Annotated in this window: 13 protein-coding genes; 1 reads left to right on the top strand and 12 read right to left on the bottom strand. The window is 52.4% G+C overall.

Features of this window, described 5'->3' with window-relative positions; translation table 11 throughout:
• Positions 1–32 precede the first annotated feature (32 nt).
• From DZC51_RS10115 to DZC51_RS10070, 10 genes are all read right to left on the bottom strand, one after another.
• Complete coding sequence (locus DZC51_RS10115; RefSeq protein WP_157295388.1) at positions 33–3,116, bottom strand: AAA family ATPase; 3,084 nt, start codon at positions 3,114–3,116, stop codon at positions 33–35.
• On the bottom strand, positions 3,113–4,285 hold the full coding sequence (locus tag DZC51_RS10110; RefSeq protein WP_157295386.1) for an exonuclease SbcCD subunit D: 1,173 nt from the start codon (positions 4,283–4,285) through the stop codon (positions 3,113–3,115). Before DZC51_RS10110 ends, DZC51_RS10115 begins: the two co-directional genes overlap by 4 nt.
• A gap of 81 nt (positions 4,286–4,366) precedes the next feature.
• Positions 4,367–4,825, bottom strand: a complete 459-nt coding sequence (locus DZC51_RS10105) for an OsmC family protein (protein ID WP_157295384.1) — start codon at positions 4,823–4,825, stop codon at positions 4,367–4,369.
• 203 nt (positions 4,826–5,028) lie between these two features.
• Positions 5,029–6,402 carry a hypothetical protein gene (locus DZC51_RS10100; RefSeq protein WP_157295382.1) on the bottom strand — a complete coding sequence of 458 codons (1,374 nt, stop codon included), beginning with the start codon at positions 6,400–6,402 and terminating at the stop codon, positions 5,029–5,031.
• 359 nt (positions 6,403–6,761) lie between these two features.
• Positions 6,762–7,118, bottom strand: a complete 357-nt coding sequence (locus tag DZC51_RS10095) for a DUF779 domain-containing protein (protein ID WP_157295380.1) — start codon at positions 7,116–7,118, stop codon at positions 6,762–6,764.
• 20 nt (positions 7,119–7,138) lie between these two features.
• Positions 7,139–8,680 (bottom strand): aldehyde dehydrogenase, encoded by a 1,542-nt coding sequence (adh, locus tag DZC51_RS10090; protein ID WP_157295378.1) that lies wholly within the window; start codon positions 8,678–8,680, stop codon positions 7,139–7,141.
• Positions 8,681–8,882: 202 nt separating this feature from the next.
• Positions 8,883–9,620 carry a hypothetical protein gene (locus DZC51_RS10085; RefSeq protein WP_157295376.1) on the bottom strand — a complete coding sequence of 246 codons (738 nt, stop codon included), beginning with the start codon at positions 9,618–9,620 and terminating at the stop codon, positions 8,883–8,885.
• Complete coding sequence (locus DZC51_RS10080; protein ID WP_157295374.1) at positions 9,617–10,102, bottom strand: GNAT family N-acetyltransferase; 486 nt, start codon at positions 10,100–10,102, stop codon at positions 9,617–9,619. Before DZC51_RS10080 ends, DZC51_RS10085 begins: the two co-directional genes overlap by 4 nt.
• A gap of 82 nt (positions 10,103–10,184) precedes the next feature.
• A complete protein-coding gene (gene rlmN / locus DZC51_RS10075) occupies positions 10,185–11,246 on the bottom strand; it encodes a dual-specificity RNA methyltransferase RlmN (protein WP_157295372.1) in 1,062 nt (353 codons plus the stop codon).
• Between the two features lie 68 nt (positions 11,247–11,314).
• A complete protein-coding gene (locus DZC51_RS10070; RefSeq protein WP_157295370.1) occupies positions 11,315–11,956 on the bottom strand; it encodes a GGDEF domain-containing protein in 642 nt (213 codons plus the stop codon).
• Positions 11,957–12,119: 163 nt separating this feature from the next.
• Between DZC51_RS10070 and DZC51_RS10065 the strand changes: the two genes are divergently transcribed.
• Positions 12,120–13,862, top strand: coding sequence for an ABC transporter ATP-binding protein (locus tag DZC51_RS10065; protein ID WP_157295368.1), 1,743 nt, complete (start codon positions 12,120–12,122; stop codon positions 13,860–13,862).
• A gap of 331 nt (positions 13,863–14,193) precedes the next feature.
• Here the strand turns inward: DZC51_RS10065 and DZC51_RS10060 are convergent, their stop codons facing one another.
• Together DZC51_RS10060 and DZC51_RS10055 are read right to left on the bottom strand one after the other, a co-directional pair.
• Positions 14,194–15,408, bottom strand: coding sequence for a NupC/NupG family nucleoside CNT transporter (locus tag DZC51_RS10060; protein ID WP_157295366.1), 1,215 nt, complete (start codon positions 15,406–15,408; stop codon positions 14,194–14,196).
• Between the two features lie 259 nt (positions 15,409–15,667).
• The gene (locus DZC51_RS10055) at positions 15,668–16,522 is read right to left on the bottom strand and encodes a YitT family protein (RefSeq protein WP_232524115.1); all 855 of its coding nucleotides are present in this window, start codon (positions 16,520–16,522) and stop codon (positions 15,668–15,670) included.
• Between the last annotated feature and the right edge of the window lie 125 nt (positions 16,523–16,647).

Raw genomic sequence — 16,647 nt, 5'->3', positions numbered from 1 at the left:
TTCATCCGCACATTGCAGATGAAGGCTCCTCTTCACTTCAATACAAATTCGGTTGAACTGTGCCCCGCCTTGGATTTGGTGACTTTGAGGACCGCCGGCATGGCGGACTTGAGTTCCTCGACGTGGGAGATCACGCCGACGACGCGGCCGTTCCGCTGCAGTCCGACCAGCGCTTCGATCGCCTTTTGCAGCGACTCCGGATCGAGTGATCCGAACCCTTCGTCGATGAACATCGTGTCGACACGGATGTTCCCGCCGAATCCCTGGATGACATCCGCCATACCAAGGGCCAGTGAAAGGGAGGCATTGAACTTCTCACCCCCGGAAAGTGTCCGGACGTCCCTTGCCTGTCCCGTGTACGCATCATATACGTCAATGCCCAGGCCGCTCTGCCGCCCGCGGGCTTCCTGCCGGTCGCTCCGGAGCAATTCGAACTGGCCATTAGACAGTTCCTTCAGCCGTTCGTTTGCAGCGAGCAGGATCCGTTCCAGGTATTCGATCTGAAGGTAACGCTCAAATGACAGCTTATCGGCGTTCTGGCCACGGACGAGGTCATGGAGGCCGGCCACCTTGCCGAGTTTTTTCTCGAGCGCTTCCGCTTCGGTTGCGGCTTCCCTCATGGAGGCAATGCCTTTTTTGACCGTGTTCAGTGTATTGCGGGAATGGATGAGCCTCTCCTGTGCCAGGTCATATGCACTTTTTGCTTCTTCCGCAAGCTGCCTGAGCTGTTCCAGGTCCGCCCTCTCACTTCCCTCCAGTGATGCGGCGAGTTCGCTTTCCCTCACCTTCACGGCATGGAGGTCATTCTCGAACGCACGGATGGCTTCCTCTGCCTCATCCGCCAGATGATCAGGCATGAGCGCTGCATGATAGGCTTCCGCAGAACTGAAAGTGGAGGCGGCAAGCTTATCCCGGAAGGAGGCTTCTGCCTCCCGGAGCTGGTTCTCCGCTTTTTCACTTTGACTCACAGCGAATGTCAACGACTGTTCCGCCGCCTTCCGTTTGTCCCCCGCTTGTGTGGCAGCTGTTTCCAGCTTTTCTTTCAGGCGGTCATGCCTTCCGATCATGTCACGGAGCGCAGATAGAGCCTGATCAAGCGATCGGACATCATCGTAGCCTTCCGGAATCGAACGCTCCAGGCCACTGATGGTCGCTTCGAAGGAGGCGATCCGGCTTGTTGTGCCCGCCAGCTCCTCTGTATGCCTTGTCAGCTTGCCTGCAACTTCTTCCGCCTTTTCCCGAAGGGTTTCCTCATCCTTCCGCAGTGAAGAAAGCCGGTTTCGGCGCGACTTGGCAGTGGAGATTTCACCACGCAGCCGCTCTGCATCTTCCTTTCTGCCTGCCAGGATGTCGGCAGCATCTGCTGCTTCCAGCCCGCGTCCTGCCAGCCGGTCTGCAGATTGCTCCAACAGGCCGTTCTGAATCTTAAAGGCGCCTGCAGAGCTGATCGCATTTGACTGCGCTTTAAGAAATGCCGATTCTGCCTCTTCAAGTGCTGAGTCATCAGGACCGTCTGCAGAATCAGCCGGCAAAGGATGTTCGGTGCTGCCGCATACCGGGCAGGGCAAACCGTCATGGAGATGAGCAGCAAGTGAAGCCGCCTGGCTGTCCCGAAGCTGCTGTTTCAGCTGCTGCAGCACGGCTTCTGCTTCATCCTTCCGGCGCTCGTCACGCTTTGAATCCTGGTAAGCTTTTCTGACAACCTCCAGGAGTCGGAGATGTTCCTCCAGCAGTTCACAGTCGCGCTCGGCAGCCGTGAGCTGTTCATGAAGTTCATCCGTTCCGGCAAGAGCTTCTTCTAGGGCCGAGATTTCTTGGCGAAGGAATTCCTGTCTTTCCCGAAGCTTTGCGGCGCCCGCGCGGAGGGACTCCGTCTCTTCCGACAGCCTCTTTTGTCCGGCTTGTGCAATGGACAGTTCACGCAGTGCCTGATCGCGCTCATCAAGGCGTGGCCGTGCCTCCTCAAGTCTCTCCGCTTCCCGTCGCTTGGCATCGATCTGCGGTTCTTGTTCCCTGACCTGCAGCGCCCGTGAGGCGGCTTCTTTTTCTGATTCCTTTGCCGCGGCGAGCGCGAGCTCTGCCTGTTCCACAGCATTTGTCGCCTGTTTTCGTTCCCGCTCCGCATCCGACATCTTCTCTTCAGCAGGACGGATCCTCGCTGCAAGGCGTGCAAGATTGACGGCTCGGCGTTTTTCCTCCATTTCCGGGAGGCGGTTATTTAGTGCGGACAATTGCCGCTTCTTCTCTTCCCACTCTTCCAGCCGGGTGTTTAGCTCTTGAGCAGTTGACAGACGTCGGTTGGCTTCCGTGAGACCGGCCTCCAGCTGTTCCGCTTCTTTTGTCAGCCGGTCAGTCTCGGTCAGCCTGCGCTCCTGTTCACCGAATAGCCCCTCGATCACTTTCCCCGCATTCGGGTGTTCATCGGAAAGGCTCGCTGCCAGTTCTTCACTGAGGTCAGGCAGCGTGTCCAGCAGATGCCTGGCCTGCCAGGCGATCCGGCCTGATGCTTCTTTCCACTCCGCCTCAACGGAGGATTTTCGATCTTTTAGGACCGCTTCCATGTCTTTGTATTTCTTCGTGCGGAAAATCTTCCGGAAAATCTTTTCCTTATTTTCCGTATCAGAAGTGAGCAGTTTCCGGAACTCACCCTGTGGAAGCATGACGATCTGGCTGAACTGGTCGTGGCTAAAACCGATCAGCTCGGCCACCTTCGCGTTCACCTCGGTTGTTATCTGTCTGTCCGTGACGGGCTTTTCCGATTCCCCGTCGACCCTGAAAAGCTCGATCCGGTCACCGGTCGGGCTTTTGTTTCCGGCCTTCACATGGGGCATGCGGCGCATGATCCGGTAAGTGTCTCCGGCCGATTCAAACCAGAGCTCGACTTCCGTATGTACTTGGTCGTCCGCAAAGTCAGAGCGAAGGCTCCGGTCTTCGCGCTCCTCACCGCTCGCCTTGCCGTACAGGGCATAGCAGATGGCATCGAAAATCGAGGTTTTCCCGGAACCGGTCGGACCCGAGATGGCGAACAGCCCGCGGTCCCCCAGTTCCCTGAAGTCGATCGTTTCGCATTCCTTATACGGTCCGAATGCCGTCATCTTCAGCATCAGCGGCTTCATCGTTTCACCGCCTCCTTCACTGTCTCGCGCTCATCTGCCAGCAGCTCATCCAGCACGCTCCGGAAGAGCTCCTCAGTCTCCTCATCCGGCGCACTGCCGGTGATTTCCTCGTGGAATGCCCGGAACATGGCGGCATCATCCATCTCTTCCGTGCGTCTGCCCGGCTTGTCCGTTCCGTCAGAGCGGACAGGCATCACCCGGGATACATGGAGGGCGTTCGGGAAGACGGAACGAACACGTTCCATCGGATATAGGACGGGCGTCTCATCGAGCAGCCGGACAAACACATAGTCTTCCGAATGCGGCATCTCAAGAATTTCAACTAGCGTTCCTTCCACCGTCCTCATATCACGCCGAGGGTTCAACGGACGGTGTTTAACGGATATCTGCCCCTCACCGTCCAGTTCCACGCAAAGGAAGCCCTTGTTGTGGGTTTCCTCGGAGATCGAATACTTCAGAGGGGATCCGGAGTAGCGGACCACCGGGTTTCCGACAGCATGGGCCCGGTGAAGGTGGCCGAGTGCCGTGTAATGGAACTTGCCAAAGCGCCCCGCATCCACGTATTCCGCCCCTCCGACAGACAGCGGGCGTTCAGATGTGCTCGTGTTCTCCTCAGGCTCCGCGCCGGGTGTCACGAAGGCATGTCCAATCATCACATGGCGGGCTGCCGGATCGAGATCTCCGCAGCGGTGTTCCAGCAGGCAACGCATCGCCTCATCATGGTTAGTAACCGTATCGTCGTCATATAGCGCCCGGACGACCGATGGATCGGCAAACGGCACACAGTGGAAATGAACTTCACCATGTTCGTCTTCCAGGATGACCGGAGCGGCATCCGGTTCGAGGATACCGGTCATATGGAACCCTTTTTCCTTCATAAAGCCACTGCCGAAATGAAGCCGGTTCGGGCTGTCATGGTTGCCCGATACGGCGATGACCGGAATTCCGAGCCCGAGCACGATTTCCGAGAGGACGTCATCCAGCAGGCGGACCGCGTCGGTCGGCGGCACAGCCCGGTCGTACAGATCACCCGCGATGATGATCGCATCCGGCCGTTCCGTCCGTGCGGCTTCGGTCAGTTGCTCAAGGACATGGCTCTGATCCTCCGTCATATGCACCCCCTGGACGATCTTGCCCAGATGCCAGTCGGCCGTATGGAAGAATTTCATCTTTTTCCCACCTTTTCATCCGAGTCTTTTCTATTAAATGATTATACCATCACATTCTGTTTCACAAGTTTAGTTTTTGGCTCAGTCAGTGTCCCCTGCCCGCAGCACTTCCGTCTCGAGGCCGATCTCGACATTCCCTTTGATGGCCCGGCTGATCATGCAGGTCGTCTCCGCCTTTTCCGTAAGGCGCCTGGCAAGGGAGAGCTTCTTCTCGTCTGTCCCCTCAGCAAGCACCAGCCTCGGCTTGTGCACAATCCTCTTATAGGTAAAGACCCCATTTGTCACATCCACGGTCGCCTCGGAATCCACCGTGAGCGACTCCTTGTCGATACCGGAACGCTCCAGCATGGCCGCCAGCGTGATGATATAGCAGGTCGCCGCAGCCCCAAGAAGCATTTCATCCGGATTCGTCCCGATTCCCGGGCCATCCATTTCTGGAGGAATCGAAATCTTCGTCTTCAGATTCCCCGACTCGATGACTCCGACATCGTTCCGAAGTCCGGGCCAATCCGCTTTCAGTTTAAAAATATGTTCTGCCATGGAATCACCTCTCTCTTTTTCTTCATGGTAGAACAGATGTGCGCACGTTAGCAAGAACTAACGGAAGGTCACGCCCTCAGACATCTCCTTATGTTTAACTACAGTAATTCTTGCAATTAAAACATTCCTTGGGAACACAAACAAAGCGGAACACTGTAATCAAATGTTGAATTCTGGTTAGAGTTGCTCAATAGAACTTAATGTTACTTTGTTACTTCATCTCTATAAGAACTACGAATATCTCTCTCTCGTTTTATAAGATTAGTATATTCTGTGTGTGAAAATGAGTTATTAGTTTTTATTATTTCTTTCAAAATTTCCTTTAGTCTTTTCGAATAAAGATTAAACATATTTTTTTCAGTAAAACCTTTAAGATCTAATCTATAATAGTTTTTCGTTTTATTACTCTTTATATCTAATTGATTCTTTTTTCTGTTAATATTAACAATCGTCATATTACACCGCTTTAGTTCATCCATGTATCTAGTTAAAAGTCTTTCAATATCGGTGGAATCGAAGCATTTCGAATTAAATAATAGATACTTTTCATTAAAAGCTTCGTCATTACTAAATAAGAATTTTCCATAGGCTGTGGTAAAATTTTTATTGGAAATCTCAAGTTTTATATCAAAATAAGGATAAACAGAACATATAAATCCATATTTTGAGTTTTCAAGAAATTGTATTCTGTCTTTGTCTAAATTTGTAGTATATCTGTCCTTAAGAATCGCCAAAAAACCCGGCTCATTAATCAAGCTTGCTACTTCAGCATCAATTAATGCATTCTCATGTTTCTTCACACGACCCTTGATTTCCATATGTTTTCCAGGATTATTTATCCTAAGCCAGTCATCAATTTCTTTAGTCATGGCAAAAGGATGTCCGATGTATTTTTGAATATAACTAAAAACTTTGGATTGATATTTCTCTTGCTTTTCAAAGAGTGCTTTAAGTTTCTCAATCTCTGCTTTATTATTATTTTTACTCAATATTTTATTTAGTGTTCTTTCTGCAATTTTCCCTGCTTTTACATAGGGTTCTTCAATTCGATTCGGCAATATTAATTCTACCTCTGAAAAAAACTGATTCCAATTTTCCACCCTGCTTTTAGCCCAGGGAATTTCTTTTATTAATTTTTGCATTCTATAGTTTTTATTTTGTTCGCTTATTAACTGCCTTCTGTCTCTATGGGCCATTAAACCAATATCCCCAAATTCATTAATACATTCGCTTCCTACATTAAGAATTCTATTATTAAATTTGTTTTTTATAAAATGAACATATCTATTCTTCGTCCCACACAATTGGCACTTTTCCCACCCAGTTTCTTTCGGTCCTTTATCAAGTGTAAAGTGGCCATTGGGAGCTAATGTAATTTCCCATTCCTTAATAGAGTTATTTAATAAGTTAGATTTTAGCTCCCGGAAAATTAAGATTTGTTCATGTGATAAATACTCTTCTTTTAAATCTTCTTTGTTTCTTAATATTCTTATTAGCCAATTGACGCCACTATTTTTTATAGTTTCACTAAATAACAATTTATTTTTTTCTTTTTTGGTTAACAGTTTTTTGCTCAAAATTCTTTCCCCTCTTCCCTACACATCAGCTTAACTTTCCCTTGATACGTCACTATCTTATACTCCAAAACTCTCGCCATTTACGGAGTTTAGTCTCAGTTCACTGGTAGGTCCATTATATCAATTTTCAAGCTTCCCATGACCATCAAATGTCAACTCGCCCATGTATATCCCTCCATATTGAAACGATGCCGGTCGATACCCCTCACCAGAGGTTCGATCAGCGTCTCGGCTTTTCCGATGTCCATTCCCGTTATGAGCACCGTCACAATCGGACGAAGCCTATTTTTAAGCTGGCACAATACGTACCCAATCCAAACACAAAAACACCCGCCATCCATAAATGGCGGGTGTCACACTCAAATACCGAGTGCTTCAGTCTCATCTTTCGTAAAGGCGCGGGATCTGGAGAGGAATCGCTTCCCCTCCACCCCTTCCAGGGAGAACATGCCGCCCCGTCCGTCGACGACGTCGATGATGACCTGGGTGTGCTTCCAGTAGTCGTACTGGTTTTTGTTCATATAGAACTTGGCGCCGCCGATTTCGCCGAGGAGGACATCCTGGCTGCCGATCAGCAGGTCGCCTTCGGGGTAGCACATCGGGGACGATCCGTCGCAGCAGCCGCCGGACTGGTGGAACATGACCGGTCCGTGCTTTTCCTGCAGCTTTTGGATTAGTTCGATCGCTTCATCCGTTGCGGTGACGCGTTCGACCATTTTGAAACCCTCCTTCCGGATCAGAAGAAGCCCTGTTTGTTCTCGTCGTAGCTGACGAGGAGGTTCTTCGTCTGCTGGTAGTGCGAGAGCATCATCTGGTGCGTCTCGCGGCCGATGCCGGACATTTTGTATCCGCCAAATGCCGCGTGTGCCGGATAGACGTGGTAGCAGTTCGTCCAGACACGGCCGGCCTCGATGCTCCTGCCCATCTTGTAGGCGGTGTTCGTGTCACGGGACCAGACAGCCGCTCCGAGGCCGTAGAGCGTGTCGTTCGCGATTTGGAGAGCTTCCTCGGCGTCCTTGAACGTTGTGACGGCCACAACCGGCCCGAAGATCTCTTCCTGGAAGATACGCATCTTGTTATCGCCCTTGAAGACCGTCGGCTTGACGTAGTAGCCTTCCTCCAGGTCGCCCTCAAGCTGGTTTTGCTCTCCGCCTGTGAGGCATTCCGCGCCTTCTTCCTTGCCTATTTTCAGATAGGAAAGGATTTTCTCCAATTGCTCGTTGGATGCCTGCGCACCCATCATGACGTCAGGATCCAGCGGGTTGCCGGTCTTGATCGCCTCGACGCGTTTGATGGCGCGCTCGATGAATTTGTCATAGATGGATTCCTGGATCAGCGCACGGGATGGGCATGTGCACACTTCGCCCTGGTTCAGCGCGAACATGACGAACCCTTCGACCGCTTTGTCGAGGAAGGCATCGTCTTCTTCGAACACGTCTTCAAAGAAGATGTTCGGCGACTTGCCGCCCAGTTCGAGCGTGACCGGAATGAGGTTTTGGGATGCATACTGCATGATCAGGCGTCCGGTTGTCGTCTCGCCGGTGAACGCGATCTTGCTGATGCGCGGATTGGACGCGAGCGGCTTTCCTGCTTCAAGGCCGAAGCCGTTGACGACGTTGATGACACCTGCAGGAAGAAGGTCTTCGATCAGCTCGACCAGCACCATGATCGACGCAGGAGTCTGCTCGGCCGGCTTCAGAACGACACAGTTGCCTGCCGCAAGCGCCGGAGCAAGTTTCCAGACCGCCATGAGGATCGGGAAGTTCCACGGAATGATCTGTCCGACCACTCCGAGCGGCTCATGGAAGTGGTAGGCGACCGTATGTTCATCGATCTGGCTGATGCCGCCCTCCTGGGAGCGCAGTGCACCTGCGAAGTAACGGAAATGATCGATGGCCAGCGGAATGTCTGCGTTCAGCGGCTCACGGATGGCCTTGCCGTTGTCCCACGTTTCTGCGACTGCCAGCTTTTCAATGTTTTCTTCCATGCGGTCCGCGATTTTCAGGAGGATCCTGGATCGTTCCTGGACTGAAGTCTTGCCCCATGCATCCTTGGCGGCATGTGCAGCATCAAGAGCCTTCTCGATGTCCTCTTCCGTGGATCGCGCCACTTTCGTGAACACCTGGCCCGTCACCGGGGTGATGTTGTCGAAGTACTCACCTTTTGCCGGCGGCACCCACTGGCCTCCGATATAGTTGTCGTACTTCTCCCGGAAGTTGACTTTCGCACCTTCCGTGTTCGGCTTCGCATAAACTCGGGACTTGATCACTTCTACCATTTGTTCATTCCTCCCATTCTTGTATGCGCTTTCTACCTGCAATTCTATATTGTCAGAAAGCACAGAACATTTCAACCTCTATTTCTTTTTTTGGTGGAAATAGGTTGCCGCGCACCAAGAAATAGAACCGCAGCCTATATATACATATGTGCCGCGGTTCGGGTTATGACAGAATCTATGATAGTCGGAATCTTCAGTTCAATCAGACTTCTATCTCGAAGTATTCGGTCAGAGGGAGTTCCCTTCCCCCTTCATGCCAATTGTTGTACTTCTTGAACACTGCATGTGCGCTGCCGTTCTCCCGTTCCACCAATTCACAGACAGCAAGAAAGCTGCGCCAGTAATCAAACATGATCGAAGGCAGGCTCCCCTCATAGGACGCCGTTCCGAAATCATCAAGTGAATGTTTTCCGTAGCGGTTTCTTAACGCATTGTAAAGCGAACGCTCGGTTGCTATGACTTGACCGAAGTATGGATCGCCAAACAGATGCCGGCGCGGCAGGTAAAAGCACATGCCTTCCTCAAACCAGATCGCATCCGTGCGCTCGTCCTCAAAATCGTCGGGGAACAGGTCCAGATGATGGGTCAGTTCATGGGCGAGAATATCCAGCAGCTGCATTTCGCCGACCGATTCGTAAAACGCTCTCACTTCCGGAAGGTCCTCACCGTCCATCTGTTCGAACATGATCTGCTTCCATTCCTCCTGATCCGGACACATGAAGATCAGATTTTCTCTGGTATAGGCAGGAATCGGAACATTCCCGAACACATCCCGCGCCATATCCCCGCTCGTCCATACCACGGCCTTCGGCACTTCCGTAAGGCCGAACGCATTGCGGAGAAACGCTTCGTAGGAACCGAGCCGCATCATGAGCCGTTTGACTGTCGTTTCGTAAGCGGCGCCTTCCCCCGGGGTTTCAAAAGCAAAAACCGATTTCATTCTTTCCCGTCCCCCTTATCCAGCCGCATTTTCATGCCTTCATGTGTCGGGCTGAATCCGAGACTTTCATAAAACCGGATAGCATCCGGCCGGCTTTTGTCTGTGGTCAGCTGGATGAGCCTGCAGCCCTTTTCTTCGGCAAGTCGGATGGAATGGAGGATCAGTTCCCTGCCGATTCCCCTGCCCCTCATGGAGGAGGCCGTCCTGACGCCTTCAATCATGGCCCGCCAGCTTCCCCTGTAGGTGATGGAAGGGAGAAAGGTGAGCTGTAGCACTCCCGCCAACTGACCATCCGCTTCCGCCACGATCAGCTCATTATTCGGATCCTCATGAATCGCTTGGAACGCCTCTTCATAAGAACGCTCAAGCGGCAGTTCCGGATTTTCCCGTGTCCGGCCCAGATTGTCGTCTGCCAGCATGCCGACGATCCCCTCGAGATCGACACGCACGGCAGGACGGAATAACAGGTTTTCATCTTTCATTGGAAGCTTCCCCCTTTCCTTCAACGATACCGGATTCCGAGCAAAGAAAAAAGCACGGAAAATGAATTCCGTGCCGGTATCGTCAGGAGACGTCTTTTTTGATTTGCTTACTGCGGAGCTGCCCGCATGCCGCATCGATGTCGGTGCCCTGCTCAAGGCGCACGCCGCATTGGATGCCTTTGGACTTGAGTGTTTTTTCAAAGGCGGCGATCGCCTCGGGAGTGCTGCGGCTGTAGCGGTCATGCTCCTCAACCGGATTGTACGGAATCAGGTTGACGTAGCTGAGGTGCTTTTTGTTCTGCAGAAGCTTGGCCAGCTGCTGAGCTTCCTCGACATGGTCATTTACGTCACTAAGAAGGATGTATTCGAACGTGATGCGCCGGTTTTTCTTCGATAGGAAGTAGTCGATGGCATCCATGACCTGTTCCAGAGGGAACGCTTTGTTGATCTTCATGATTTTCGTGCGGAGCTCATTGTTCGGTGCATGGATCGAAAGCGCAAGGTTGACCTGGAGATCCTCGTCCGCAAACTTGCGGATGCCCTTTACGAGGCCGCTTGTCGAAACGGTGATGTGCCGGGCACCGATGCCGAGCCCGTTCCCGTCGTTCACGACACGCAGGAAGTTCATCAGGTTATCGTAGTTGTCGAACGGCTCCCCGATTCCCATGACGACGATGTTGGAAACCCGCTCGCCTTTTCCGAGCACGTCGAGGTGCTCCTGGACATTCATGATCTGCTCGACGATTTCGCCGGCGTTCAGGTCACGGCTCTTGCGCAGCAGCCCGCTCGCGCAGAAACTGCAGCCGATGTTGCAGCCGACCTGGGTCGTCACACAAACCGATTGTCCATAGCTGAAATGCATCAGTACCGTTTCGATCAGGTTTCCATCCGCCAGGCGGAACAGGAACTTGACCGTACCGTCATTGGATTCCTGCTTGACGGCAATGTCCATCGTCCGGATGGTAAAGGCTCCGTCGAGAACCTCGCGGCAGTCCTTGTTGACGTTTTTCATTTCATCGAACGACTTGACCCGCTTTTTGTACAGCCAGTCCCATACCTGAGCAGCACGGAACTTCTGCTGGCCGTGGTCAGCCATCCACTGCTGAAGCTGTTCGAAGGTCAATCCGTAGATCGATTGTTTCATGGTATATTGCCCCATTCCGTTGAAATTCTTTTTTTATCCTATATGAAGCAGGCAGATCCGACAAGTATTCACACTTGACTCTTTCTGCCTGTTTTGTTGACATACATGGCATGATCCGCCGCATCCACGAGCGACTCCAGATCTCTGCCATCCGAAGGTGAGACCGCAATGCCAAACGACACTCCGATTGACCGGCCGCCGGCATACCCGAGAGCGTTCATCCGTGCCGAGATTTCCTCGGCCCTGACCATTTTGAAATCCGCATCTGTATCCCGGAAAATGGCGAGAAACTCGTCTCCGCCCCATCTTGCGATGATGCCCCGGCTGCCGACGAAATCGGTAAGGGTCTCCGCAAAATCCCGGAGCACAGCGTCCCCGGCTTCATGCCCGTAAGTATCGTTGATCTCCTTAAAATCATCCAGATCAAACAAGACCACTCCGTATCCGTGATGTCCGGAAAGCCGGAGCTTCCTGACATAGTCAATCAGTGAGCGGCGGTTGTACGCACCCGTGAGCGGGTCCCGCCTTGACAGATAGTCCGCACGATCGTACTGATAGCCTCCTGCATAGGCGATGGCAAGAAAGATTGCCGTCAACACGAAGAAGGAACCGTCAAACGGCACATCCAAATAGACATGGTAGTAGAAATAACGGATGATGTTGAACAACACCACAATTCCGGCTGCGACGAGCCTCCCCCTCCAGCGCATGTCCGCCCTCCCCGATCAAATCTGCACAATGTTTATCATTATACTATAAAAAAAGGAAATCCTCAGAAGGCGGAAAAGACTGAAAGCGCCTGCCCGCTGGATGGCATGGAACTTTCCGGTTCAACGTTCCGTATAAATAGCATCAATTGAAAGGAGCCTGTCCATGGTATCTAAAAATGCAGGAGAACAGGACGGCCTTAAGCCGTTCATGCGCCTGATCCGCTCCACCGGCATCCCGAAAGCGGCATTCGGCTTCGGCATCGCCGGTTTTCTGATCACAACCGTTGTCGGTCTTGTGATCCCGCTTCTTACAAAAGAACTGGTGGACGGGTTCTCTCTTGAATCACTCAGTCCTGTACTGATCGCAGCCATTATCGCCGCATTTCTCATCCAGACCGCCATCGACGGTGTAGCAACCTATCTCCTCGGGTACACCGGGCAGAAGCTGGTGGCAGACCTGAGAGTGAACATGTGGCGCAAACTGCTGCGGCTTCCGGTCTCGCATTTCGACACCGAGGCAAGCGGCGGGACCGTCAGCCGGGTCGTGAATGATACCGGCATCGTGAAGGAACTCATCTCGAACCATGTGCCGCAGTTTATCAGCGGCCTGATTTCGATCATCGGCGCGGTGGCGCTGCTGCTGGTCCTCGACTGGCAGATGACACTGGTCATGCTGGTATCGATTCCGGTTACGATGGCGCTTATGATCCCTCTTGGCCGGCGGATGGCCAAAATATCCCGTGGAATGCAGGATGAGACTGCGGCATTCAGCGGAAGCATCCAGCAGACCATCAGCGAAATCCGTCTGATGAAAGCATCGAATGCAGAGGAAGATGAGGAAAACAAAGGCATGGCCGGGATTCTCCGCCTCTTTAACTTCGGACTCCGGGAAGCCCGTATCAATGCGGTCATTGGGCCGCTGATGGGGCTCATTATGTGGGCCGTGATCGCATTCATCATCGTATATGGCGGCGTGCGCGTCGCAGATGGAACGATGTCCACCGGCACACTGGTCGCTTTTCTTCTGTATCTGTTCCAGATCGTCTTCCCGGTCACGACTTTTGCCATGTTCTTTACCCAATTGCAGAAAGCAAAGGGAGCTACAGAACGGATTATCCAGATTCTCAATCTGGAACCGGAGCCGGGACAGCAAGGTGTTGCCGTGGATGTGGCGGGTCTTCCGGTCACAGCGGAAAACGTCAGCTTCTCCTACCAGGCCGGAGAGCCGGTGTTGGACAACATCTCCTTCCGGGCGGAACCCGGTGAAATGATTGCATTCGCCGGACCGAGCGGGGGCGGGAAATCCACGATGTTCGCATTGCTCGAACGGTTTTACGAACCTGACAGCGGGACGATCCGTATCGGAGGTACACCGATCACCGACCTGTCACTTGAGAATTGGCGGAGACAGATCGGTTATGTCCCCCAAGAAAGCGCAATGATGTCGGGAACGATACGGGATAATCTTCTCTACGGAATTGAACAGGATGACATCCCCGAGGAGAAAATCTGGTTGGCAGCCGATATGGCCTTCGCTACAGAATTTATCAGAAGGTTCCCGTCCGGTCTCGACACCGAAATCGGCGAGCGGGGCATCCGGCTTTCCGGCGGGCAGCGACAGCGCATTGCCATCGCCCGGGCATTTCTCAGAGATCCGAAAATCCTCATGATGGACGAGGCGACGGCAAGCCTCGATAGCCATTCTGAAGGTATTGTCCAGGAAGCCCTGCAGCGGCTCATGTCCGGACGCACGACATTCGCGATTGCCCACCGGCTGTCCACGATTGTCGATGCAGATCGCATCGTTTTTATCGAGGGCGGTCGTGTGACCGGGAGTGGTACCCATCAGGAATTATATGATTCCCACACAGTGTACAGGGAATATGCCGAGCAACAGCTGATCTGAAACAAACACTTGACTCCATTTCCTATATCTGTTATTATTAATACTTGTGATGCTTCATATTGAACGGAATCGGTTTGAACTGGCGTCCATTCGCATGATGCGGAGGACACTCATTCACGCTGGCGCGGCTATAGGGCCGCAAGGACGCAATAGCAGGTAGGGATTGCGTTGCTTGGGTTAGCATGTGAGTGGATTCATACCGCGGCAAAGAACCCCCAGAGCAAAACGGGGGAGAAAAACGGAAACGATTGGCTTCAACTGAACATTGCCTATTTAAAAAAGGGATGCTCCGCTACTGCGGACGCATCCCTTTTCCAATTCCTATATACGATTACATGAACATGCCGGCGATCGATGCGCTGAGCAGTGAAGCAAGCATACCCGCCGCTACTGCACGCATACCCATGCGGGCGATGTCCGGGCGGCGCTCAGGCGCCATGCCGCCGAGGCCGCCGAGCAGGATGGCCAGCGAGCTCAGGTTGGCAAAGCCACAGAGAGCGAAGCTGACAACCATGACCGTCTTATCGGAAAGCTCCGCGATTTGCGGTGCAAACGAAGCATATGCCACGAACTCATTAAGCACAAGCTTTTGTCCGATAAAGCTTCCCGCCTGTACAGCCTCTTGCCAAGGAACACCGATGGCGAACGCCAGTGGCGAGAATACATAGCCGAGAATGCTTTGGATCGTCAGGCCTTCGGCTCCGAACCAAGATCCGATTCCGCCAAGAAGACCGTTCAGCAGGGCGATGAGCGCGATGAATGCGAGAAGCATCGCACCGACGTTCAGCGCAAGAGCCATTCCGTCCCCCGCCCCTTTTGCCGCGGCATCGATGACGTTGGTCGCGCCGGTGTCTTTTTCCATGACGAATGCATCATCTTTCGGCTTTTCTTTTTCAGGCATGATGATCTTCGCCATGATCAGACCTGCAGGAGCAGCCATAAAGCTTGCAGCGATCAGATACTCAAGCGGAACACCGAGAAGCGCGTATCCTGCAAGTGTGGAACCGGCTACGGAAGCAAGGCCCCCGGTCATGACCGCGAAGAGTTCCGAGTTGGTCATGTTCTTAAGGAAAGGCCGGACCACGAGCGGCGCTTCCGTCTGCCCCACGAAGATATTCGCCGCAGCCGAGGTGGACTCAGTCTTGCTCGTCCCAAGCAGCTTCGAAAGTCCGCCCCCGAGCAGTTTGATGATCCACTGCATGATGCCAAGGTAGTAAAGAACTGAAATCAGAGCCGAGAAGAAGATGATGATGGTCAGTACCTGGAAGGCGAAGATGACGCCGAACTCTCCGTTGCCGTCAGCGAGCGGCCCGAACAGGAACGAGATCCCTTCGCCGGCATATCCGATCACATTGTTGACGGCTTCGGTCACTTTCAACAGCACTTTCCGGCCGATTTCCGACTTAAGGACGATAAAAGCAAACAGTAGCTGAAGTGCCAGTCCGCCTAAGATTGTACGCGGGTTGATCGACTTTTTCCCTGTCGACAGCAGAAAAGCGATTCCAAGCACGACGGCCATACCCATCAGGCCCCACAAAATATTCATGACTAATCCCCTATCATTTCAAATCCGGCCATCGCGGGTGGAAGGCGGATCGATTAATGTTGTCTGACTTCAGACATTGTCGTTAATTAAGTTATCAAATAGGCCATACCATTGTAAATGCTTAATGTCCTACTAATTCATTTCCGCAATTGCGCAAACCATCGGAAAGTATGACAACTTCAACATTCCCTTCGTCCGAGTCCTATAAACAGGAAAAACCGGCATTCCGGTTCCCTTTCAGAAAGCCGTTTCGCCGGTTTTATTCGTAAATCCGTTCCTTTGAAAATCCATGCCCCAGAATCTCGGAAGCGTTCACAAAAATGACAAAAGACGAGGGTTCTTTTTCATTCAGCATCTTTTTCAGATACACTGCTTCTGCCTGTTCAGCCACACAGAGAATCATTGTCCGTTCCTTGTTGGAGTGACCACCTGTGACCCGCAATTTTGTGAGCCCCCGATCGATTTCATCCCGGATGATCGTCCTGACCTCCTCTTCCCTCTCGGTGATGATCAGAATCAGTTTCTGTGGAGAGGTCCGAAGCTGGACGAAGTCGATGACTTTACTTGTCACATAGATGGCTATGAGAGCAAACAGTGCCAGTTCAAAGTCAAATACAAATGCCGAGGTCAGAACAACTGCGCCATCGACGATCAGTTGGGCGAACCCGCTGGAAAGCCCGGTAAACTTCTTCAGAATCTGCGCAATCAGCGCGGTACCCCCTGTCGAGCCGTTGCCCCGGTATACAATACCAAGCCCGACCCCGAGGAGAATCCCGCCGTAGATCGATGCCAGAAACGGGTCTTCCACCCCTATTTTAAGCCCGCCTGTCATCCATATGGTCAGCGGGACAAATAGCGTGCCGACCAGAGACTTCATACTGAAGTCTCGCCCGGCCAGGATCACCGCCAGGATAAACAGCGGAATGTTGATCAGCCACTGAACAATTGCAGGATTGAATCCGTACAGCTCATATGTGATGGTGCTGATCCCCGACACTCCGCCGGCAGCCAGTCTGGCGGGCAGGAGAAACAGATTAAAGCTCAAACCGACCAGTGCCGACCCGAAGATGATTAGCAGATAATCATTAAATACAGCTTGCCTGAAACGCTTCAAACCGGTTCCCTCCTTGTTGCATCCCATCTATTTTAGCAGTCCCGCTCCGTACGGAAGTTCTGAATTCCTTTAGCTGACTGATGATATAGCACAATAAATAAAGAGTTTAATAGAAAAGGGAAACC

Source organism: Bhargavaea sp. CC-171006, from assembly GCF_009761675.1.
Taxonomy (GTDB): Bacteria; Bacillota; Bacilli; order Bacillales_A; family Planococcaceae; genus Bhargavaea; species Bhargavaea changchunensis.
The sequence above is the reverse complement of the archived record's forward strand: the minus strand, read 5'-3'. Positions and strand labels throughout refer to the sequence as shown.